The organism is Acinetobacter sp. 778_lipA (assembly GCF_058242985.1).
Window position 1 is genome coordinate 3,241,556 of record NZ_JBZAYT010000001.1, and the last position, 24,112, is coordinate 3,265,667.

The window sequence follows — 24,112 nt, forward strand, 5'->3', positions numbered from 1 at the left end:
ATTTCCATGTTATCGGAAAATCATAAAAGCGATTGAGCTTAAATCTCACTTTAAGCTCAGGATTGTGCATAGGTCATTGATATGTGATCTATGATTTTCAAATATTGAAGTCTGCAAAACTGTTTGATCAGTATTCTCATCATTACTTTTAATGAGTGATCATACCTAAACATCTGGTAAATCCTCTTCGAGCCACAGCTGTAGTACAATCTGTCAGATCAAATCCAATATCTAAACAAAGCACTGTACTTAAGCTGAAGGTGAATACTGATGCATACGTTTTTTATACTGACGTGTGCGGCATGTCGTTTCTGTTTGTTGTAATATCAAGGCCCATAAAGGTGAAACTTTAGGATTCGGTGTTTTCCCATGGCTGAGTTTCCGTAACTGGAATTTAACTGTTGCCATATTGGCAAGTGAAGCTAATGTTTTATTTTCCCAGCGAATCGGTTTCAATTCAGGTGCGATATTCTGACCTTGTCTCCATTTGTTGGGTAAGTTAGGTTCGATTGCCAAGCCTGTTGCAATTCCTACCATATCGATCCCACTGTCAAGGACTTGTTCTGCAACGGGTTTACGGCGAATACCACCAGTCACCATAATCGGCATATGGGCAACCTTGCCAATCTCTTGAGCAAATTCTAAGAAATAAGCTTCACGTGCCAAAGTCCGTCCATCTCTGGCTTGGCCTTGCATAGCAGGTGCTTCATAACTCCCCCCTGACAATTCAACCAAATCAACCGACAGATCATTTAACATTTTAACTACTTGCTGAGCATCTTCAGCACTAAAACCACCACGTTGGAAATCTGCAGAATTCAGTTTAACAGCAACTGTAAATGTTGATGACACCACCGCACGTACTGCTTTGACGATCTCAATCAAAATACGCGCACGATTTTCCAATGAACCGCCCCATTGATCTTGACGTTGGTTGCTTAAAGGCGAAAGGAACTGACTGAGTAGATAGCCATGAGCTGCATGAATTTCTACACCGGTAAATCCCGCTTTTTCACCCAAATATGCGGTATGGGCAAAACGTTGAATCACTTCGTCAATCATGGCCTGAGTCATTTCAATTGGAGTATTAAAACGATCTGACATTTTACCTAAATCTAAAGCCACAGCAGAAGGTGCCCACGTTGACTGACCTAAATTTGACTGCATTTGGCGACCTGGATGGTTGATCTGCAACCATGCTTGCGCGCCTTGAGAACGTGCGATTTGAGCCCAACGTTTGAAGTGCGCTAAATGCTGTTCATCTTCCAAGACCACCCCACCCGGTCCTGTCATCGCACGACGATCCACCATCACATTACCGGTAATGATTAAACCGACCCCACCATCTGCCCATGCCTGATACAAATGCATAAGCTCTTCTGATGGTGCATGATTGAGATCTGCCATATTCTCTTCCATCGCAGCTTTTGCAATACGATTTGGAATCTGAGTACCATTAGGTAAAACTAATTTTTCAAAGACGTTCATTTTTATAGCCTCATAGAGTATGGACTTACTTTAAGATTAAAGCTCACTTTAATGTCAATCCTTTTTTTGCATTTAATTTTTATTATTTTAAGAACTAATTTTATTTAAAGACTTACATCAGAATAAAATGGTTCAATGCTTTAATAGCAAAAAAATAGAGGCCGCAAGGCCCCTATTAATATTCTGTTTTTAAATCAAACGACAACTGTTCACTCGCGAATAAACGCCAACAAATCTGGATTAATCACATCTGCATTAATGGTTAACATACCATGTGAATATCCTTTATAGGTTTTTAACCGGCCATTTTGAACCAGTTTGGCAGAAAGTACCCCTGAGTTTTCATAAGGTACAATTTGATCATCATCTCCATGCATGACTAAAACAGGCACTGAGATTTTTTTCAAATCTTCGGTAAAGTCAGTCTGTGAAAATGCAACAATTCCATCATAATGCGCTTTTGCTCCACCCATCATGCCCTGACGCCACCAATTCAATACGATGGGTTCCGAAGGTTGAGCATCTGGTCGGTTAAAGCCATAGAATGGCCCCGCTGGTAGATCATGATAAAACTGAGCACGATTTTTAAAGAGCTGATTCTGTAAGTCATCAAAGACTTCTTTGGCTAAGCCTTGCGGATTTTTTTCCGTTTTCACCATAATTGGAGGTACAGCACTGACCAATACGGCCTTTGATACATTTTCCTCACCATGACGTGCGATGTAGTGAGCAACCTCACCACCACCAGTAGAATGTCCAATATGCACTGCATTTTTAATACCCAAGTGTCTGACCACTTCTGCAACATCATCGGCATAGTGGTCCATATCATGACCATCCCATACTTGACTTGAACGTCCATGTCCGCGACGATCATGTGCAACTACACGAAAACCTTCATTTAAAAAAAACAATAACTGAGAATCCCAGTCGTCTGAGCTTAATGGCCATCCATGATGAAAAAATAATACTGGGGCATCTTTCGGTCCCCAATCTTTATAAAAAATATCAACACCATCTTTTGTCGTAACATATGCCATGTTAATTTCTCCTATGTATGATTTACACTTTGAATAACTTATTGCTGTTCTCATTAATGTCAATAAATTACAATGTTTGATACGATTCGTATGGACCGTCATTCTATACTAGGATTAAAGTTAACTTTAAGGTCAATGCTTTTGGTGATTTTCTGATAGCAGAAATGTAAATCTATAAAAAATAAAAACACGCAAATATCAGTATTTATCATTGAAAGAAAACAGCTTTATTTTTTATTCAAGATTGTTGAGGCTTTATGTCGTTACATAATTTAAACCATTACAAATTTTCTGTTCAAAGTTTCAACGACAACCCACAGTATTTTTTATCGGTATAAAAATGAATATAAAAAAGCCAAGACTGGCTTAAAAATCTTGGCTTTAACATCTTGCAATGGAAGTTAGGCGATACGATATTTTGCCTCTTCAGAAATACGCTGTAATGCCTGACGCTGTTTTTTGAAATAAGGTAAAACATGTTCGCCAAGGCGATAAGCTTCTTCTAAATGTGGATAGCCCGCCAAGAAAAACAGATCAATCCCAATACTATTATATTCTTGAATCCGCTCGATAATCTGCGAATAACTTCCCACTAAAGCAACACCGGGTGGAATGCCAATATAGCCAAAGCCTGACCAAACATTGGGATGGATAAAGAAATCATCAACGTTTTTACTGCCTGCTTTTTCACTGTATTCTTTTTCAAAACTCAATACACGCGCCGATCTCAAACCTGCATGTGCAGCAGACGCATGTAAGCGTTGTTTTTCAGCAGCTTCATCCAAATAGCGTTGTGCCTCTGCCAAAGCTTCTTGTTCGCTACGGCGTGCAATCGTATCAATGGATAAGCCAAATTTAATATTATCTCGCCCATATCTTGCGGCACGTTTACGCACATCTGCAATCAATTCGGCAATTTCACTGGGTTTTTCAGCACGCATTAAATAATAATCAGCATGCTTTGCACCAAACTCACGGGCAGCTTCAGATGATCCTGCCGTACAAATGATCGGTAGTTCAGCTTTATTCAAAGGATATTTTAAACCGCCACCTTCTGCAGAATAATATTTGCCCTGGTAATGGAATGATTCGTTATACCAATACCCTTTCACCACATCTAAAAATTCAGTCGCACGGATATAACGGTCATCGTGTGGGGTAACATCTCCAACTTGGCGCTGAATGACCTCAGAGCCGCCATTGATAATATTCCAGACCAAACGATTCCCAGTCGCGCGCTGATACGTTGCTGCACTTTGTACTGCATTATAAGGACTAAAATGATAAGGCTGGAATGCAGTCACAAAGTTCAAGCGTTTGGTTTCTCTTGCCAATAAGGAACACACTGTCCATGGTTCTTCACCTGTAGGTGCATTCACCATCAGCGCACCTGCAAAAGCGTTGATTTCAGCCGCTCGAGCCACTTGGCTAAGATAGTCGATATAGGTAAAGTCATCACCAACTTGGTAGTTTGATGTCGCACCAGTATTCTCTACACCCGCCACACGTGACCAATCACCACGATTCCTTGGATCGCCTGCTAAGTACTCTGCTTCACCGTGTAGTGGTAGACGGGTAAAAAATTCAATTCCCATGAGGTTCTCCGTATAACTTAGAATTTAGCAGTAAGAGAAACACCAACTTGGCGTGGGTTTCCATAAGTTAGAACATATTGTCCAGCGGGTCCATTGGGACGACCATGTACTTGATATTCTTCATTCAATAGGTTTTTAACATAGGCATTGATTTGGTATTTATTATTAGCGCTATGGTAGCCAACATTGGCATTCCATAAGGTATATGCTTTTTGGCTTAAGATTGGATCTACCGAATAGTCTTGACGGTTTACGAGGAAAAATTCACGATCACGGTAGCTGGCATCTGTACCTACAACAACACGAGCACCGTCATTGAGATTAAAAGTATATTCTCCTCCCAGACCGACGGTGTATTTTGGCGAACGGACTAGACTGTTGCCTGTATTATCTGCATTAACCACATTGGTTACTGGGTTTTTATCGACGAAATCGGTATATTCGCTGTCAAGATAAGCACCAGCAAATCGTAAACGTAGATTTTCAGTCACTGAATAATCTAATTCTAATTCAGCACCTTTAACTTCAGCTTTTGGTCCATTGGCGAGAACAGAGGTCACACCGCCACCTTGTCCCTCTGTTGCAACCAGTAAATTGGTTTGAATATCTTTATAGTCATAGTAAAAGATATTGGCATTTGCGATTAAATCTCCGTCCAATAACGTAGACTTTAAACCAAGTTCATAACTATTTAAGTATTCAGGATTCACGTCGGCAAGTTGGGTTAAACTGCTGGATAAACCAGTGTTAAATCCACCTGAGCGGAAACCGCGTGCGAATCTAAAATAAGTATTTAAATTAGGATTAATTTCATATTCTGGGGTGATGTCATAGGTCAACTCATTCCAAGTTTTATTGCGACTTGTTGACCCATTTGCATTTGGAGTTGGGTTATAAACTGCATGGCTATAGCCATCTTTTTTCCACCAACTGCCTTTTGTATAGTCTCCTGTTGTGATCTGAGTCAGATTGAGATCAATATCTTTTTCTTCACTGGTCCAACGTAAACCACCTGTCACTTTAAATTTATCTGTAAATTTATAGGTACTGTTACCAAAAAGTGCAAAGCTTTGAGTGGCTTGGTTATAGGTTATATCTCTAAATGCTGGCGTAGACGCAGTTTGAGAAGCAGCGCCATTTGGCAATGTTTTATTGACACGTGCACTGACTCCAGTGGAATCTAAATCCTCATTGAAATAATGAAATCCTGCAATCCAACTTAAGCGTTTTTCAGCATCAGAAGCGATACGGAACTCTTGGCTATATTGACGCCATTCGTTATCACTATAGCTTCGTGCGACATCATAAGGGGTGTAATCACCATCTGAAATCGACTTTTGTGTGGTCTTATCAAAAGCAGTAATCGAAGTAAAGCTATATCCGCCCCCCAAATCTCCAGTTAAGGTTAATGAAGCACCATCATGCTGAATCTTATTGTTTTCGTCTAAATCTAAATTGGTGTCTCGCCCTTTAGGTCTTTCATAAATACCCCAATATTTACCCACGCTTAAGGAACCATTACTGCCTAAACCATTATAAGTTTGGCTGTGTAGATTGACCAAAGCATCCCATTCATCATTGATTTTGCCTAGCACTTGGAAGCGAAAAGATTTTTTATCCACGTTGCCATAATCTTCACCATTGGCAATATTCTTTGCATATCCGTCACGGTCTTCAGAGTAAAAAGCCCCGCGCACCGCAACATTTTCCGAAATTTTGCCGTTTGCAGCACCTTCAAATGTTCGCAGGTTATGATCCCCTAAACCAATGGTTGCATATCCATTGGGTTTATCTGAAAAATTAGGCTTTTTAGAAATATAATTGACTGCACCCGCAGTGGTGTTTTTCCCATAGAGCGTACCTTGTGGACCACGTAAAACTTCTATACGCTCTAAATCAAACAAGTCACCTGCACCTGCAACTGGCGCATTTAAATAAACCCCATCTGCATACACGCCAACAGGAAATACTGTCGATGCAGCCACATCTCCCGTACCTAGACCACGAATATACCAACGTGGACGACTATCCCCATCTGGGTTTTCAGCTGCAGCATTTGGTGTATAGGTTAAAACATCCCCAATAAAAGTAGAGCCTTTCGCAGCCAAGTCCTTACCCGAAACAGCAGTAATTGCAGTTGGAACTTTCTGAATATTTTGCGCCCGATATTGTGCAGTAACGATCACATCACTTAATTTTTTGACATCTTTGGCTTTTTCAACCTGTGCTTGTTGTGCTGGTGTAGTCTCGATCTCTTCATTTGCAATAGCCAGTGTTGAAAAACTCGCCGTTACGCCCCACATAGCAGTTAAAATACTCTGCCTAATTTTTGTAACCTTAAACATGGTGACTCCATTTAAATAAATCTATTCTTGTTATTGGCAACTTTTGTGCCATTCTATTTATTTAAATATTTTCAAAGTGTTATATAAAAAATCATAAAAAAATTATTTATTTTTGCTGATAGATAGACATTTTTAATTGTCGTATTGTTGTTATTTCAACATTTTGCTGTTTTTTATTTTTAATGATATCTACTAAGAATAAATTTATAAAAAAGCCATACAAAAGTATGGCTAATGCAATCAAAAATAAAAATCTGTTTAATTTAGAATTTATAGCTAAATTGTCCTTGTACCGTCAATGGACGCATTGGCTGTAAAAACTCGCTATTTGCACCAGCTAAACCATTTACGAAATTACGCTCATTGGTCAAATTAAGAATATTTAAGCCCACTGTCCACTGCGGTTGACGATAATAAAGTCCCAAATCTAAATTATAATTATTGGGTACCTTTACGGTCTGACTTAAATTGGTATACCAGTTACTTGTCCACCAGCCCGATAAGTTTAGCCCAAAACCTGACTGGTGCTGATAGTCCACATAAGCACTTGCAGAATATTTAGGAATGCCTGCTGCATCATAACGTCCAGCTTTGCGTTGGTTTAAAGCATTGCTATCGCCCCATACCGTCGCATTGTCTGCATGGAAACCAAAAGGTGAAAAACCAGCCGGAATAATGGAAGAATATTCAGCATTGAGATAGGTTAAGTTTGCCCCGATCGCGATATTTTTTTGTAGCTGCCAACGTAATGATGATTCAAGGCCTTTAATTTCAAAACGCGCCATATTGCCATTGGTATCAGGTGATAAATCGCGCTTCTGTTCAAAACCACTGAGCGTTAACAGAAGTTGATCAGTGATCGGCTCGTATTTCACTCCCACTTCTTTTAATTCACTTTGGCTGTCAAAAGCCAAAGGATTTAGCTGATTTACAGCGCCCCAAATTAAAAATGGACCAAATACACCCGTATTCAAAGCTGTACTTTTATCATAAGTAAAATATAGGGTACTTTTTTCAGTAGGTTTAATAAAGGTACTGGCTTGATAGCTGAGTAAACTGTATTTATTGGAATCTGAGCGGACATCTGTAGGGACTAAAACCAGTGGATTCTCTAATTTTGCTTTTATAGAACTGTGGTTAATTCCCAGATTAATCCCAAAACCATCATTAAAGGTAAAATTTTGCTGTGTAAATACGCTGTAAGTGTCCCAAAAGCCTGTTCCTGTATAAACTGCTCCACCTCCATTGGGAGGAAAACCGCCTTTTTCAGCATATAAGCCATGACCCACAGGGTACATTCGAGGTAGATTTAAATAGCCAAAATACTGCGAATACTGTGGAACACCAGCCTGCCCAATCCAGCTTCCAGTCGAACCACCATGATTGACCAACCCCAATAAATCTCCAGGGTTTTTCTGTGATGGATCATTGGTTAAATCATAAGGATTGATATTAAAACTATTGTTTGCTGCGAGAGAGGTAAATTTCTCATGCCGATAAGCGCCACCTGTACTGCTTTTATTGTTGATTTTGACACCCAATAGCTCAAAGTCATGATCGCCTAAAAACTCTAAGCGGTTATCCAATAATTCATGGTCCAAATCGGTAAAGAAACTCCCAACAGAATCACCCAAATCACGACTCTTTTGATATAGCGTACTATTGGCCACAGACCAATTTTCATTGATATCTTTGACCAGTTTAAATTGTGTACTAAAGCGCTTTGCACTGTTTTTATCTTCGCTCCGACCAGAAACATCATCATCTAATTTGACTAAGCCATTGCCTGCGATTGATGGATCATAGACCCAGCCTCGAATTGTACCCGCTTGATCAGCAGTAGAACTTGGCAAAGGAGAAGTCTGTACTGGACCTACAGCAATATATTGATTTTTGTCATTCTTCTGCCGAGTTTGCCAACCAATCACTTTAGAGTGAGCTGCACCAGACTCAAAGACTGGAGACCAAAAGTTTGAACCGTTTTGAATAATCGGGGTCGCTCTGCCTTTATAGTAAAGCCCTTGATCAACGGATTGTTGTGTCGCTCTGTTCCAACCATGCGTCACATTAAAATCTGAATAATCGTCATAACTGATATTCCAGTCAACCCGCAGACTGTCATCTGGACGCCAAGCCAAAGCACCATAAAATGCATTAAAATTATTTTTTACATTGTCATAATAGTCATCTGTTCGTTGTGCTGTTGCACTGACACGAAATGCCAATTCTTTAGAAATAGGTGCAGTATGATCAATACTGACTGAGAAATTAGGCTCAGCACCTTGCCCTGCATAAATTGAACCCACTGATCCCGAAATCGTAGTTTGTGCTTTATTAAAATTCGGTTTTTTGGTGAGATAATTAATATATCCCCCTGAACCTGAGGTCGGTGCAAAAATTACTCCCGTTGGTCCCGCAACAATATCAGCAGCTTCATAGGCATTTAAATTGGTCGGATGTCGGGTACTGTATATTCGTTGGCTATCTTGAAAAACTTCGGAGTTTTGACCTCGTATTTGTGGCGCGAAATTGGCATTTTGCCCACCTCCTCTGGTGATACTTGGAGCATACTTAACCAAATCATCTGCACTACGAATAACATCTTCACGAAACTGTTGTTCTGATACTTGTGAAACGACACGTGGGGTATCTAGCACAGAACTATCCGTTCCATAAATCGAAGTGACTTTACGCTTGGGAAGAATGGTGGCTTTTTTATTTGCCCCTGTCACCACAACATCAGCTAAGGTAATTACATCACCATCAGAATCCTTGGCTTGCTCTAAGGTTTCTTCAGCAAAAATAGCGCATGGAAAAATTGCCCCAAATAGCCCTAGCGCAATCACCAGTGGCTGTAATTGAAAGTTCTGTTTCATATCACACTCAGTAAAATAAATTTACACTGCGTTACGCAAAGCCTATGCCAATCTTTAAATAGGCAAAACTCAAATATAAGACATTGATTTTTATTAATTTTAAATAGCCTTCATTGATATACAACTTTTATGCATGTTTATTTTTTCAACAGAAATGCTGAAAAAGCAACAGTGACAAAAAACACAATGCTTATAATTAATTGATAAATATTAGAAAAATATAAAAAAGAATTGGCATTCATTGTGCAATCTCCTCTGGATACGTTCTAACTGAGTATTTTTAATGACACATGAAACCTTGTTACTCTCACGTCGAAAATTTTTAACCCAGAGTCTTACTGCGCTCGGTGGCGTTTCTTTAATCAGTGGTTTATCTGCTTGTGGACAATCTCCACAACCTAGCGCTGACTCCCAAAGTTCACTTTCCAGTACCCCTAAGCATGGTGGAACAATTCGATTAGGGCTGATTGGTGGACAACAATCAGGTAGCCTTGACCCTCACCTTTCAGCTTCAGGAAGTGGGATTACCCGTGGATTTGCGATTTATAATAAGCTCTGGGAGTGGGACGAAAACATGCTTCCTCGTCTTGCTTTGGCTGAATTTGCAGAACCTAATCATAATGCCAGCGAATGGACCATACGACTGCGTAAAGGTTTAGAGTTTCATCATGCTAAAACCGTCAGCGCAGATGATGTCATTTTTTCATTGCAACGTTTAACAGATCCAAAGCTTGCCTCACCTTTTCGGAATCTTGTGCAATGGATTGATCGTGATCGTATCCAAAAATTAGATCAATATACGGTACGCATCCCTTTTATTAGTTCAATTGCTGGCTTTGTGGCGCTGCCTGAAACTTGGGTCAATTTTGGTGGTATTGTCCCCACTGATTTTGATCCCATTCATAACCCTGTGGGCGCAGGTCCTTATAAAGTCAAAGAATTTATCCCCGGTCAACGTTCAGTCTTTACTCGGTTTGAAAACTATTTTAAAGCAGATCGGCCTTATGCAGATCGTTTTGAAGTCATTGACTTTAAAGATCAAGTTTCTCGACTAAATGCATTATTGGCAGGACAAATTGATCTTGCAAATGCGATTTCACCTGAATACATTAAAATTTTAGAGCAAGCAAAACATATTCAAACGGTTCGTTCTCAAACCAATACCCACAATAGTTTTGACTTTAATACTCAACAGGCACCATTTAATGATCCCAAAGTCCGCCAAGCATTTCGTTTAATCGCCGACCGTCAAGAGCTGATACAACGGGGTTTAAACGGTCAGGGACGCATCGCCAATGATCTATATTCTCCACAGGATCCAGCATTTCTAAATTTGCCACAACGTCAACAAGACATTACGGAAGCCAAGAATTTATTGGCTCAAGCGGGCTTTAAAGATGGCTTAAGCGTTGAACTGATTACCCCCGTTGGCAACGCCCAACCTGCCCTGATATTTGCAGAACAAGCAAAGAAAGCCAATGTCAGTATTCGGGTCAAACAAGTTGATTTAGCTACCTTTAATGGACCTGATCGAAGTAAATGGCAATTCTCCAGTAATGCAACCAACGTGGGTACACCCTATTTATCCACTGCTGTAGTGAATGATGCGCCAATTTCAACAACCAATCGTGTCAACTTTAAAGACCCAGAATATAGTGAGCTGTTTTATAAAGCACTGGCTGAACCCGATTTAGCCAAGCGTAAAGTGTATTTGGCTCAGGCACAAAAAATTCAACATGAACGCGGTGGAATGCTGATTTGGGGTTTTAGCCATAGCATAGATGCTGCATCGAAACAGATCGGAGGATTAGCGGCAGAACACACTATTTTCCCAACGTGGCGTTTTGAGAAATTATGGACCGATCAAGCCTAAAATAAAATTTGCAGAGCCTTAACACCAGCAAGCATCTGCTGTAGTCAGCGATCTTCTGACTTTTCAAGGACGAAAAGTCAATCCAGTATGGGGCTCTGATGATGCATCCCGACTATTGCTACCCAACACAACGACCTTAATGTTGCTGATCAAAATCGTGAATAACACATTCATTTTGTACATATTCAGTTTATAAAAATCAGGCTTATATAAATCATGCTTATACAAAGCAACAAAATTTGAACGCTGTTTTTATTTTAACTACTCATATCTTTAGGCACTAAAAAAGCTGCCGTAGCAGCTATTTCATTCAGCATCCAAAGACTACTTGGGTACGGTAATCACGGATAATTTTTCTACCCCTACTCGCTCAATACTGGCAAGTAATTTTGCAACTGTTCCATAAGGAATGGTCTCATCGGCATTTAAATTCAAAGCCAATTTAGGGTTACTGTTTTTACGTGACTGAATCTCTTTTTCAAAACTTGCCAAAGTTACTTTATCCTTGTCAAGGAAGATTTCTCCTTGCGGATTAACACTAATGACAACCGCTTTATTCTGATCCGTTGACTGCGTCGGTGCAGCCTTGGGTAAATTTACTTTCACGGTATTGGTTAACAGGGGTGCTGTAACGATAAACACGATGAGTAAAACCAGCATTACATCAACCAATGGCGTAATGTTAATTTCACTCACCACATCATCTTCTTGGGAGGTTGAAACGGCCATTATGCAAACACTCCTTTTTCTTTGACTTCTTTACTGGATGCATCATGATTGACTACAGTATTTCCAGTGGTATTTTTTGGCTTAGCGACAGGTAATTGAAAACCCGCTTTTTGATTTAAACTGACAAAATCAGTAGCAAAATCATCGAGGTCTGCACCGATGGTTTTAACTTTACGTATGAAATAGTTGTAAGCCAACACAGCGGGTACCGCCACAGCAATACCAATACCTGTAGCAATCAAGGCCTCACCAATTGGCCCTGCAACCACATCCATACTTGCATTACCTGAATGTGCAATGGCCTGTAAAGCATGAATAATCCCAAACACGGTTCCAAATAGTCCAATGAACGGTGCGTTATTACCAATCGAAGCCAATAATGCAGAACCTTTTTCCAATTGACGACGTTCAGTTAAAATTTGCTTGCGTAAATGACGCTCTAATAAATCCTGACGACTCCAACTGTTTTGCAAATCTTGATGAGTCTTTTCATCTGCCTCAATCAAGGTTTGAAAACCTGCATTTGCAACACGGGCTGTAGGGCCTTCACCTTGTTGTGATTGAGTCACTGCCTCAGGCAAATTTTTGGCTTTCCAAAAGGCTTCGACAAAAACCTTACTTTGCTTGCTGGCTTTCTGTGTCTGTACCACTTTAACCACGATCAACACCCATGTGACGATGGAGAAAGCAACCAATAACCAGATTGTGCCGTCATGGATTAATGAATTTATGTCTGTCATGTAGATATCCTCTTAATTTAAAATAGTTTATTTCGGTAATTGATAATGAATTGGAACATCAACCCAACCTTCGACAGGTGTTTTACCTTTTAAGGCCGGTGAAAATTTCCATTGCTTTACTGTTCTTACAGCCGCGCTGTCTAAAAGTTTTTTGCCGCTACTTTGTTTAACCGTTACGCTATCTGGGCTACCGTTTGGCAATACTTTGACCCTTAAAATCACCGAGCCTTCCCAACCACGTTCTAAGGCCTGTTCAGGGTACTCTGCTGCAGGGTTGCTTAGATAACCTGCATACCCCTTGGCTTCTGTCACAGGTAAATTGTCATCAGCAGGCTTCACTGGTTCTGCTGTTTTTGGAGCAGGTTCAGCGCTCAGTTTTTTGCTTACAACAGGTTCCTCAGTTTTTTGAACTGTGTCTTGCGCAATGGGTTTTACAATCGGTTTGGCTTGCTCCACAGTTTTTTGAACAGGTTTCGGCTGTTCAATAGGTTTCGCAATCGGTTTTGGTTTTTCGACCACAGGCGGAATTTTGGGTTTTTGCGTCACTGGTGGAATTTTAGGTTCAATGACTTTAGGTGGTTCCACTGGTTTGACAATTTCAATCACCACGGGTTCTGGCTTTGCAATGTCCAAAGCTGGTGTCGGTAATTGTTTTGCGATATACCAAATACCCAAATGTGCTGCTGCAACCGTAATGATCGCGATCCACAATTTATTCAATTTTGCTGGAGGTGATTGACTCACATCCAAATGATGTCGTGTAAATGGGTCTGATATGCCAGTTGCAGTTGAAGCAGATGCATATTGCCCAAATAGCAACGCCCGCTGATGGGGATTAAATATTCGTTCACTCATGGCAATTTAAACTAAAAAATAAAATACTGTATTGAAAATTGCACAAGTCATGCCAACAATATAAGCTACTAATTTTTATAAATTTAATTAAAAACACTCTTCGATTTGTCAGCAAAGCTGTTGGTTTTAAGACAGTTCTATGCTGTTGAAACAACAAGATCCCTCTGATATCTCAAAGGGATCTAAACTTATTATTTTAATTTATATCCAACCAAGGGTAAGACTTCTTCAGCAACCCGATATGCTTCTTCCAAATGTGGGTTACTGGCGAGAATAAAATGCCCAACACCAATGTCGATATATTCTTGTAAGCGCTGTGCCACTTGTTCATAGCTCCCCACTAAAATACAGTTTGGCCCACCCCTTACATTTGACATACCAGCCCAAACATTTGGACTGACAAATAAGTCTTCAAAACGATTGCCTTGTGCTAAAGCCTGCTGACGTTTTGCACCAACCGACTCAGTATCTTTACGTTCAAATGCATTGCCATCAACAGCAATGGTTTCATACATCTGTTTAAGCTCTTGAAATGCTTGTTCCTGTGTGGGGCGTGCCAAAATATCAATACGCATACCAAACTTTACCTTATGGTCTGGGGTATTTTGTGCAAGAAAGGTTCGCGCCTGTTCAATCACTTTTTTTTGCTCTTCAACGGGTTCACCCCAAGTTAAATGGATATCGGCATGCTGACCTGCAACTTGCAGTGCCGCTGGACTTGCTCCCGCTAACCACAAACGAGGAACGTCATATTGATTCATTGGGTATTTCAAACCACCTTGTTCAACATGGAAAAACTTTCCATCATAGTCAAAAGGTGCCTGATGCGAATACCCTTTTACAAACTCTAAAAATTCATTGGTTCGCGCATAGCGCTGATCATGTTCAATAAAATCACCATAGGCACGTTGCTGTGCCCCACCGCCACCTGAAATCACGTTCCATTCGACCCGTCCCTGACTGAGACGTTGCAAACTTGCTGCCATTTGGCTTGCGTATGCAGGATGAATAAACCAAGGTTGAATCGCAATCAATAGTCGGAGTCTTTTGGTTTCTCTTGCCAATGCCGATGCCAGCACCCACGGTTCTTCAGTATGTGGAAAAGCAGGAATCAATGCGCCGTGAAAACCCACGATATCTGCGGCTTTTGCTACCTGTTGTACATAATCATAGTAGGCAAACAATTCATCTTGATGTTGAGGTGCCACACGTTGAGGGGATTGTACTGCTGGGCCCAACTGGTTCCATTCACCTCGTGTATGTAACTGATGTGCTCGACGACCATCCCCATGTACAGGGATTCTCCATAAAAATTCAACAGACATAATACTTCTCAATAATTTAAAGGTTTTACACGCTATCGTGAGTGATACAACTCATGAGCAGAAACCATGCCGTTTTTTATGCAATATTGAATTCATCTATATTGTTGTTTTATCTAAATATTATAAAAACCCAGCTAAACATGGTGTTGAAATTTCAACACTTATCCATCCAATACTGTCGGTTTCACAACATAACCTGTTTAATCCATTCAAATAGCACCAATCATAAAAACATAACAAACTGATTTATATAAAATAATTATTTTGGCTTGGTTCTTGCTCTATCCCCCTTATATTTCTAGATTTTTATGATGATATGCGTATTTTTTCTGGTCTTTTTTTAAGTTTTAGTCTTTTAGGATTGGTTGCTTGTGGCGTACAAAAAACCGAAGATCCAAACCAAAGTAAAACCAGTCAACAACAGCTTCGTATTGCGGTTGTGGCCAATGGAACTTCTGGCGGTCTGGACTTTATTGGTGTACCACAACTTATTGCACAGGACCCCATTTTTCTAAAAGCATTAAAGCAGAAAAATATTGAATTAAAGTGGGAACCTGTAACCACTGCGGCTGTGGCCACCTTAGTCAATGAAAGCTTTATCAACAATAAAATTGATTTTGCTTTTTATGGCAATCTTCCTGCGGTAGTACTCAATGCCACTGGTGTTAGAACACAAATTGTCGTCCCTGGCGGAGTCGGTAATAATGTTTATTTGGTGGTTCCAGCGGATTCACCCATCAAAACCATTGAGGACCTCAAAGGTAAAAAGATTGCCTTACATCGTGGTCGTCCTTGGGAAATTAATTTTGCTCAATTGATACAGAGCAAAGGTTTAAAGCTTAAAGATTTTCAAATCATCAATCTCAATCCACAGGCGGGAGCTGCTGCTTTATCCGCTAAAAGCGTCGATGCATTTTTTACCTTAAGTGATGCGCTCACTTTACAAGATCGCCATCTTGGCAAAATTATTTGGTCATCGCAAAGTCTACCCGCTGACTGGAAAATGCGTGCTGAACTATGGGGACGCAAGACTTATCTGGATCAACATCCAGACACAACCCAACTGCTTGCTGATGCGACAGTACGGGCAATGCAGTGGATTTCACAGCATCAAGATGAATTCCAACAAAGCCAAACCAAATTTGGTCAGCCTCTAAGTGTGATTCAACGCGAAAGTCAAAATACCAGCAGTAACTGGCAACAAGATTGGTCACCTGAGTACCAAGTGGATTTTCTTAAACAGCATTATGCAAAAGTCATCGACCATGCTGTAAAAAACCAATTGATTCAAACGCCAATCAAAGCTGAAGAGTTGCTCAATGCTCAGTTTACCAGTCAAGCCATTCAAAATTTACAACCACTTGATATTCAACATAAGCAAGGAAACTAGGTTATGAAAATCCTCGTAAATCCGCTTATCGAAAAAAAAATCGTGGCGATCAAAGCACCATTATGGAGGCGATTGTCTTCTGAGCAGGTCTATCGCTTGCTCTCATTCCTTTCACCCATCTTGGCGTTACTGGTTTGGCAATTGATTAGCTATTTACAGATTTTTCCAACCCAAATTTTAGTACCACCTATAACGGTATGGCAGACATTTCTTGCCTTGTTGCAAAGTGGTGAACTCCAACTGCATTTAAAAGATAGCCTTTCTCGACTGCTGATGGGTTTTTCAATTGCGGCCACCTGTGCGATTTTGTTTGGCATTGCCTATGCATCTCTCAGCTCTTTCCGAAATTACACCTATATTTTGTTCAATATCCTTTATCAAATTCCAATCTTTGTGCTTATTCCTATTTTTATTTTGGTTTTTGGCATTGGTGAACTATTTAAAATTTTACTGATTATTAAAGCCTGTTTTTTTCCAATCGCACTCACAACAGCGGATGCTGTTAGAAATATTCCTAAAAAATATATTGAATTGGGCCAGATCTACAAACTAAAAACTCCAGCATGGTTGAGATACATCATCATCCCTTGCATCCTCCCACCATTAATCGGTGGACTGCGGATTGCTCTAGGTCGTGCCTGGTTGATTTTGGTGGCCGTTGAATTACTTGCTGCAGGCACTGGCATTGGTCAAATGATGGAGCTCGGACGACAAATGTTACGTTTAGACGTTGTCATGGTCGGAGTTTTTATTACAGGAATCATTGGTTTTGCTTTAGATAAAACTTTACGTCAGCTCGAACAATATCTTGTATCACCTGCATTGAGTTCAAGGGGGAAATAATGTCACAGCAGCCACTTAACTTAAAAAGTGCTTTTGCGCAACCACTGATCTTGATCAAAGGTCTGCTGCTCCCGCTCCTTTTACTGGCTTTATGGCAATACAATTCAAGTTTAGGCGCCAGTCATGCCTATGCATTTGTGCCTTTACAGAAGGTGTATTTTGCTTTTATTCAGCTGCTTGAAACAGGTGAATTATGGTTAAACACATGGGGAAGTCTTAAAAAAGCTGGACTGGGGTTTTTACTTGGCTCGACAACAGGGCTACTACTCGGTGCCTTACTTGCCTATTCAAAAATTTTAAATGCCTTGGTTTCACCATTATTTAATAGCATTCGCCAAGTACCCTTACTTGGTTTAACCCCATTGATTGCACTGTGGTTTGGCAATGGTGAGCAGGCAAAAATCTTTATTATTGCGCTTGCTTCTTTTTTCCCGATGGTGATTAACAGCTTTCAAGGGCTAAGTCATTATGATCAGAAATACAGTGAAGTCGCTCGTATTTACAAATTATCTTTTTGGCAGGAATTTAAAAAAATCCGTTTCCCTCAAGCTCTCCCATATATTTTAACAGGGTTGAATTTAGCGGTGCCTTTTACATGGATTACCACAACTGCCAGTGAGCTGTTATTCAATGCTGGTGCAGGCTTAGGCAATTTAATGATGAAAGCTGAAATCAATGCCGAAATGGATATTTTGTTGGTGTGTGCAATCACGGTCACCCTCAGCGGTATTGGCATGACGCTTTGCATTCACTTGATTTCTAAACGACTACTGCAATGGCGTGTTTAACTGAATCACCCATCTTCTCAGGATATTGATATGAGCTTTTCCTTACTCTCGATTAAAAAACTCAATAAATCATTTTATCGAGACCAACACACTTTCACCGTATTAGATGGTATTCATCTCGATATTCAACAAGGAGAATTTATTTCTATTGTCGGAAGCAGTGGCTGTGGTAAATCGACCTTGTTGCGCTTAATTGCAGGATTAGATAAAGACTATCAAGGTGAGATTTTACTGAATCAAACACCAATACAAGGGACAGATTTAAAACGAGGTTTAATTTTTCAGGAGCACCGTCTATTGCCTTGGCTCAGTGTTTCCGAAAATATTCATTTAGCGCTCGAAGAAACCGACTTAAGCCGTGCCGAAAAAAATGCCCGTGTGGCAGAACATCTTACAATGGTGGGTTTAAAAGGTTTTGAAAATGCTTATCCACATGAGCTATCGGGGGGTATGGCGCAGCGGGTAGCGATTGCACGAGGCTTGGTTAATCAGCCTGATATTTTACTTTTAGATGAACCCTTTGGTGCTTTAGATGCAATTACACGTAGCCATCTGCAAACTGAATTACAACGTATTTGGCAAGATCAAAAGATCACCATGATTCTAGTTACACATGATATAGAAGAAGCAGTTTATCTGGGTGATCGCGTGATCGTAATGTCTGCTCGACCAGGAAAAATTAAAGAAATCATTCAAGTTCCTTTGATCCATCCAAGACATAAAGACAGCGAATTATTATTTAACTATCGTAATCAAGCACTCAATATGCTGGACCATAGCGCATAATGAAATCGAATATTCATCGATATAAATATTATTTAGAAAATATATTCAAGCATGATATTTATATCAACAAGTTTTAAATTATTAAGGAAATATGAAATGGGTTTATCAATTTGGCATATATTATTATTTGCCGTGATCGTTATTTTATTATTTGGTACATCAAAACTTAAAAACTTAGGTAAGGATTTAGGTGGTGCAATTAAAGATTTTAAAGACTCGGTTCATTCTGATGATCAAAAACTGTCTGAAACAAATCAGCCTAAAGAAATCCATCATCTCGATTTAAATAAAGAAAAAAACACTAACCGGTGAGTACTAAATCATTATGTTCAATATCAGTTTTGGTGAACTCTTGGCTTTTGCTGTTATTGCACTGATTATATTGGGACCTGAAAAGCTCCCTCAAACATTAAGGGTGGGATTACTTAAATATAGAGCCCTTAAAAATAATCTTAACAAAATCCAGCTAGAGTTAGAAAATGAACTGGAATTGCTTGAACTAAAAAGGATCATGCAAGAAGAGCTGCTCAAAATAAAACAAAACGAAGAGCTGCTCAAACAGCAGCTTGCACAAATGCAACACGAAATCCAAAGTGTACATAGCGCTGTTGCTATAGCACATCAAGCGCCCCCTTATCCCACACATGATTATGTTTATCAAATCTCTGCGCGTGAATTAAAAGTACCCTTTTTAATTTACACAACATCATCCAATATCTTGCGTGAGGATCAAGCTGCATGACCGAACAAATACTCAGTGAAACACTCACTGAAATGAAATATAGCGAACATTTAAAAGAGCTTAGAAAGCGTTTGATCTATAGCATTGCTACAGTCTTAACTATTTTTTTACTATTATTGCCCCTTGCACAACACAATTATCATTTTTTGGCTCAACCCTTAATATCCCGATTGCCTAAAAATTCAACCATGATAGCTACAGATGTGATGAGTACATTTTTAGCGCCCTTTAAACTCAATATTTATTTTGCAATTTTATTGGCGATTCCCTTTATTCTTTATCAATTCTGGCGCTTTATTGCACCTGCTCTATATCAAAGTGAAAGAAAATTTGGCGTGGCGCTTGTACTCTCCAGCATCGGTTTATTTTATCTTGGCCTATTATTTGCCTATTATTTGATTCTGCCTTTGGCGTTAAACTTCTTTGTCTTAGCTTCACCAGATAATGTTTTACCGATGACTGATATCAACAGTTATCTTGATTTCTGTCTCAAGCTTTTTCTGGCTTTTGGTATCGCCTTTCAAATCCCTGTACTCACCTATATTCTTATTTTTATTGGTATTCTTTCTATTCAACAATTGGAACATTACCGTAAACACATCATTGTTTTGTTTTTCTTTATCGCAATGTTTATTACACCCCCTGATATTTTTAGCATGCTTGCACTGGCAGTACCAATGTGGCTTTTGTTTGAACTGGGTTTATGGATCACAAAAATGACCAGCCCAAAATAAAACATCCATGGGTAAAATGGATGTTTCTATTGCACAGCCCAATTAAACAATTTCATTTTTATTTGGTAATAAATTATATCTTGATAACAAATTACGTAAAACATTGCGCGACAGTCCTAACATTTTTGCAGTCTTAACCTGATTATTCCAGCAACTTGAAAAAGCGGTATTGACGATTTTATCTTCAATGATGTGCCATGCTTCACCCTCATATTCTTGAAATAAACGCTTGAGTACATCCTCAAACTCTTGAATCAAATCATTATCTGGTAAAACGCTTGAGCCACCCTCCTCTGAAAACCTTAAATGTTCAATATCAATGGTTTTGCCACCACTGATGAGCAGTGCATAATGGATATTATTTTCAAGCTCACGGATATTCCCCGGCCAACTATAGTTGAGTAGCGCATTTCTGGCGCGATCACTGATGTTGGGTTTCGGCGTAATCATCTTTTGCGAATAGGAGTTTAAGAAAAAATCCACCAAAGGCAAAATGTCACCCTTACGCTCTCGCAATGGTAAAATATTTAGCACAACCACATTTAGGCGATAGTATAAATCTAAACGGAATTTATTTTCCGCGACAGCTTTACGCAAATCAACATGTGTACCAGACAAGATGCGTACATTAATCGGGATCGGTTTACGTCCACCGACCCGAACAACTTCCTTTTCTTGCAATACACGTAACAGTTTTACTTGCAAAGACAACGGCAACTCACCCACTTCATCCAAGAATAAAGTTCCGCCGTCGGCTGTTTCAAAAATACCAGGGCGTGTCTTATGCGCACCCGTAAATGCGCCTGCTTCATAACCAAACAATTCAGATTCTGCAAGTGTTTCAACTAAAGCACCACAATTGACAGCAAGAAACGGCTTATTTTGGCGATCACTTTTCAAATGAATTTCACGTGCGATTAATTCTTTACCTGTACCTGATTCACCTTGGATGATCACACTGGCAGAACTTGGTGCAATGGTTTCAACTTGGCTTAATAGCTTACGAGAGTTTTGATCAGAAAATATAATCGCTTTTGCTCTTATTGGCTTAATTGGCACACCATTATCAGGCAAGGTAATTACTTTATAATCATTATCCAAATAGGATTTCATAATTAACCCTTTAAATAGCTGAGGAGGATATTAAAATAGAATAGTACAATTCTATTACAAAGCTGATAAATAATAATTACAGATATTTAATCCTAAATTTATATATTGAATGATTTTATAGACGTTTTTTATTATCCATTTATAATCAATATATTTCTATTTTTATGCAATGTTGCTTTTTAAACAATATGTCTATCAATTGATCATATATAAACAGCTTACAAAAATATTTTTGAAAAAATTATATATTTTATCTCTCCTCTCTATTTGGCATCTATTTTGCTATTTTATTTAAAATTTATAGTATAGGTTAAATGATGAGCATAGAGTTTGTGGGTATGGTTTTTCCAAATCAATGGTCTGAAACCAAAGGGACCCGAGTTGGTCATAAAATTGATCTCGAATATTTACGCTATCATGCTCGTGCACATGAATATGCAGGCTTTGATAAAGTTTTAATCGCCAATGGACCAAGTAGCCCTGATAGTACTCAAATCGCAGCTTATCTGGCACAACAGACTGAACGACTGGGATTTATGATTGCACATCGCCCTGCGCTGATGACGCCTAATCTGGCTGCACGTTCCTTTGCCACACTGGACCATACCACTGGCGGAGGACGCATTCGTTTACATGCCATTACGGGAATTACCGCTGAACCGCAAGAAGGTGATGATATTGTTGATAAAATTCAACGTTATGAACGCACAGGTGAATATCTAGATATCATCCAAAAGCTTTGGAAAAGTGAGCAACCGATTCACTATGAAGGCAAATACTTTAAATTGGAAAATGCTTTCTGCCCTTTAAAACCGGTCAATGGAACTTCTATTCCGATTTCATTCGGCGGTTCTTCAGATATTGCCTACGATATCGCAGTGCGTCATGCAGATCTTTATTCTCTTTGGGGTGAGCCTTTAGCGGGCGTGAAAGAGCAGATAAATAAACTTAAAAAGGCAGCAGAAGCAGCCAATAAACCACAGCCGCAGGTCAGTTTATCAGTACGTCTTATTATTGGGCCAACAGAACAACTCGCATGGCAACGTGCACAACAAATTTTAGCTGATATTCAGCAAAATCCAACTTTCCAAAATAATGGTTCACTTTCGGGACATAAAATTAAAGGCGTAGGTTCACAACGGTTACTGGCAGCAGCACAACAAGGTGATCGCCATGACCGAGCCTTATGGATGCCAACTGCAAGCGCAGTTGGGGCCTATGGTGATACCACCGCCCTTGTCGGAACGCCTGATACGATTATTGCCGCATTACTTGATTATGTAGATCTGGGCGTCACCACCTTTTTAAATCGTGGTTATGATCCAATTTACGATACTGTGGACTATGGTCGTTATATTATTCCTGCGGTACGAGATGAGGCGGCCAAGCGAAACAAACAGATTGCCTAAGTCCTCAAGCTAAATAAAAACCGCTCATTTAATCGGATTGAATGAGCGGTTTTTATTGCTTGCTAATTTAAGGTCTTGTCATAACCATGAGCATCATTATGAGGGATGGTTATTTTCTTCTGATTTTCTATTGTAAATCTGGTTTGCAAATGGACTGAATCTTCTCCCCTGCAATGACCTTTTTGGCAAATGGAATAGAATCTTGTAGGGAAGCATTCACTGTCTCACTATGTCCCAATCCATGATACAAATGCCCTTCAACGACTGTACCTGCCTTACAGGCATCCGCCACCAACTTCATTTGATTACGTGCATCTGGTGTACGATCATTTGCCCCAGTGCCAATAAATAATGGATGATTGATTTTTAAGGTCGGGTAATAGCCATAATCATTGGATTGTTTTTCCTGTAATTTTTTATAGATCGATGGTGGATTCGCCTTATAGGCTTGCGCAGGTGAAAGTCCTGCTGTTTGAATATCTCCCATAAAACTGGTCAAACAGGCATTTCTTGCTTGTTCCACCAAAGGCACTGCTTCAGTGGTAAAAATATCTTCAGTTTTGATTTCAGGAAATAAGCTTTGCGTCACTAGAAAACTATAAATACCATATGCTAAGGATGGACTAACTTCATAAGGATTTAACTTTAACTGATTCTTTTCAGCTGTTGCCTCTGGGTCCTGATAAATCACCCCTGTGCCAATAGATCCTTTAATATTTAACTCTGGCGCATAGGTTGCTGAATAAGCTGAAGCTGAAACAGCCCCCGCCCCACCTTGAGATTGCCCCACAATAACAAAACGATTAGCTAGAGGTAATTTCGTTTTAAGCGCAGCTCGACCGCTGTCTAAAATACTATAAGCAAGCATTGGATTATTGATCAGCAAGTGCGGGCCAGCCACACCAAGTCCTTCATAGTCAGTTGCTACTACAGCGAATCCTTCTTTTAACCATCGGTTTAAATATTGTACATCTCGATAAGATCGTCCATTCCAAGAAGGTGCGCAGGCATCGGCTAGACCAACCGTACCATGTGCCCATAACACAACAGGCCAACCTTCTTTCGGTGGCGTACCTTTAGGAAGATGTACTGTCCCAGAAACCACAATGGGGGTCTTACTATCCCGTCCACTTGTTGAACTATATAAAATACGAATGGCCGTACTATCATTGTCCAAACGGATATAAGGGTTGCTGATGTCCTCTGTCTTTAAGAGTTTTCCAGCTTGTTCTGGAATCGCAGCTTTCCATGTATAAAATGCTGAAACACGTCCATCCCCATAACGATCTTCAGGCTGAGGGGCTTGCTGGGCATTTGCCATTCCAGCAGACGTTAGTATGCTTGCGACAAAAACGGATTTAACCACATTAGATATAAACGTATTTTGCATTTTCATGATCTTGAAACCTATTTAAAAACTGTTTTAAAAAATTTATTTTTT

General features: G+C 39.7%; 20 protein-coding genes. 9 read left to right on the forward strand and 11 right to left on the reverse strand.

Annotated elements, in window-relative coordinates; translation table 11 throughout:
* Positions 1-249: 249 nt before the first annotated feature.
* From AC4CUY_RS15400 to AC4CUY_RS15420, 5 genes are all read right to left on the reverse strand, one after another.
* Entirely contained in the window at positions 250-1,488 is a 1,239-nt protein-coding gene (locus tag AC4CUY_RS15400) for an NADH:flavin oxidoreductase/NADH oxidase family protein (protein ID WP_490774359.1), read from the reverse strand.
* A gap of 209 nt (positions 1,489-1,697) precedes the next feature.
* Positions 1,698-2,528, reverse strand: a complete 831-nt coding sequence (locus AC4CUY_RS15405; protein WP_336951882.1) for an alpha/beta fold hydrolase — start codon at positions 2,526-2,528, stop codon at positions 1,698-1,700.
* A 401-nt stretch (positions 2,529-2,929) separates the two neighbouring features.
* Positions 2,930-4,123 carry an LLM class flavin-dependent oxidoreductase gene (locus AC4CUY_RS15410; protein ID WP_490774360.1) on the reverse strand — a complete coding sequence of 398 codons (1,194 nt, stop codon included), beginning with the start codon at positions 4,121-4,123 and terminating at the stop codon, positions 2,930-2,932.
* 17 nt (positions 4,124-4,140) lie between these two features.
* Positions 4,141-6,468, reverse strand: coding sequence for a TonB-dependent receptor (locus AC4CUY_RS15415; RefSeq protein WP_490774361.1), 2,328 nt, complete (start codon positions 6,466-6,468; stop codon positions 4,141-4,143).
* Between the two features lie 263 nt (positions 6,469-6,731).
* Positions 6,732-9,344, reverse strand: coding sequence for a TonB-dependent receptor (locus AC4CUY_RS15420; RefSeq protein WP_490774362.1), 2,613 nt, complete (start codon positions 9,342-9,344; stop codon positions 6,732-6,734).
* A gap of 283 nt (positions 9,345-9,627) precedes the next feature.
* Between AC4CUY_RS15420 and AC4CUY_RS15425 the strand changes: the two genes are divergently transcribed.
* Complete coding sequence (locus AC4CUY_RS15425) at positions 9,628-11,217, forward strand: ABC transporter substrate-binding protein (RefSeq protein WP_336951886.1); 1,590 nt, start codon at positions 9,628-9,630, stop codon at positions 11,215-11,217.
* 324 nt (positions 11,218-11,541) lie between these two features.
* On the opposite strand, the gene AC4CUY_RS15430 is transcribed toward AC4CUY_RS15425, so the two are convergent.
* The 4 genes from AC4CUY_RS15430 to AC4CUY_RS15445 form a co-directional block, all read right to left on the reverse strand.
* Positions 11,542-11,946 carry an ExbD/TolR family protein gene (locus AC4CUY_RS15430; protein WP_004717481.1) on the reverse strand — a complete coding sequence of 135 codons (405 nt, stop codon included), beginning with the start codon at positions 11,944-11,946 and terminating at the stop codon, positions 11,542-11,544.
* A complete protein-coding gene (locus AC4CUY_RS15435; protein ID WP_096734860.1) occupies positions 11,946-12,686 on the reverse strand; it encodes a MotA/TolQ/ExbB proton channel family protein in 741 nt (246 codons plus the stop codon). The genes AC4CUY_RS15430 and AC4CUY_RS15435 overlap by 1 nt, the downstream gene beginning before the upstream one ends.
* Before the next feature lie 27 nt (positions 12,687-12,713).
* Positions 12,714-13,541, reverse strand: coding sequence for an energy transducer TonB (locus AC4CUY_RS15440; RefSeq protein WP_490774363.1), 828 nt, complete (start codon positions 13,539-13,541; stop codon positions 12,714-12,716).
* A 191-nt stretch (positions 13,542-13,732) separates the two neighbouring features.
* Positions 13,733-14,866 (reverse strand): LLM class flavin-dependent oxidoreductase, encoded by a 1,134-nt coding sequence (locus AC4CUY_RS15445; RefSeq protein ID WP_419359770.1) that lies wholly within the window; start codon positions 14,864-14,866, stop codon positions 13,733-13,735.
* 316 nt (positions 14,867-15,182) lie between these two features.
* Between AC4CUY_RS15445 and AC4CUY_RS15450 the strand changes: the two genes are divergently transcribed.
* From AC4CUY_RS15450 to tatC, 7 genes are all read left to right on the forward strand, one after another.
* On the forward strand, positions 15,183-16,256 hold the full coding sequence (locus AC4CUY_RS15450; RefSeq protein WP_336951889.1) for an ABC transporter substrate-binding protein: 1,074 nt from the start codon (positions 15,183-15,185) through the stop codon (positions 16,254-16,256).
* Positions 16,257-16,259: 3 nt separating this feature from the next.
* Complete coding sequence (locus AC4CUY_RS15455) at positions 16,260-17,099, forward strand: ABC transporter permease (RefSeq protein ID WP_315074354.1); 840 nt, start codon at positions 16,260-16,262, stop codon at positions 17,097-17,099.
* Complete coding sequence (locus AC4CUY_RS15460) at positions 17,099-17,887, forward strand: ABC transporter permease (protein WP_490774364.1); 789 nt, start codon at positions 17,099-17,101, stop codon at positions 17,885-17,887. Before AC4CUY_RS15455 ends, AC4CUY_RS15460 begins: the two co-directional genes overlap by 1 nt.
* A gap of 30 nt (positions 17,888-17,917) precedes the next feature.
* Positions 17,918-18,673 carry an ABC transporter ATP-binding protein gene (locus AC4CUY_RS15465; RefSeq protein ID WP_336951890.1) on the forward strand — a complete coding sequence of 252 codons (756 nt, stop codon included), beginning with the start codon at positions 17,918-17,920 and terminating at the stop codon, positions 18,671-18,673.
* 96 nt (positions 18,674-18,769) lie between these two features.
* Entirely contained in the window at positions 18,770-18,985 is a 216-nt protein-coding gene (locus tag AC4CUY_RS15470) for a Sec-independent protein translocase subunit TatA (RefSeq protein ID WP_004823388.1), read from the forward strand.
* 13 nt (positions 18,986-18,998) lie between these two features.
* Entirely contained in the window at positions 18,999-19,415 is a 417-nt protein-coding gene (tatB, locus tag AC4CUY_RS15475) for a Sec-independent protein translocase protein TatB (RefSeq protein ID WP_004823389.1), read from the forward strand.
* Positions 19,412-20,149 (forward strand): twin-arginine translocase subunit TatC, encoded by a 738-nt coding sequence (tatC, locus tag AC4CUY_RS15480; protein ID WP_004717500.1) that lies wholly within the window; start codon positions 19,412-19,414, stop codon positions 20,147-20,149. Before tatB ends, tatC begins: the two co-directional genes overlap by 4 nt.
* A gap of 42 nt (positions 20,150-20,191) precedes the next feature.
* Here tatC and AC4CUY_RS15485 read toward each other — a convergent pair whose 3' ends face one another.
* Entirely contained in the window at positions 20,192-21,262 is a 1,071-nt protein-coding gene (locus tag AC4CUY_RS15485) for a sigma-54 interaction domain-containing protein (RefSeq protein ID WP_419327117.1), read from the reverse strand.
* A 317-nt stretch (positions 21,263-21,579) separates the two neighbouring features.
* Between AC4CUY_RS15485 and AC4CUY_RS15490 the strand changes: the two genes are divergently transcribed.
* On the forward strand, positions 21,580-22,671 hold the full coding sequence (locus AC4CUY_RS15490; protein ID WP_419327116.1) for an LLM class flavin-dependent oxidoreductase: 1,092 nt from the start codon (positions 21,580-21,582) through the stop codon (positions 22,669-22,671).
* Positions 22,672-22,798: 127 nt separating this feature from the next.
* Here the strand turns inward: AC4CUY_RS15490 and AC4CUY_RS15495 are convergent, their stop codons facing one another.
* Entirely contained in the window at positions 22,799-24,061 is a 1,263-nt protein-coding gene (locus AC4CUY_RS15495) for a lipase family protein (protein ID WP_490774675.1), read from the reverse strand.
* Between the last annotated feature and the right edge of the window lie 51 nt (positions 24,062-24,112).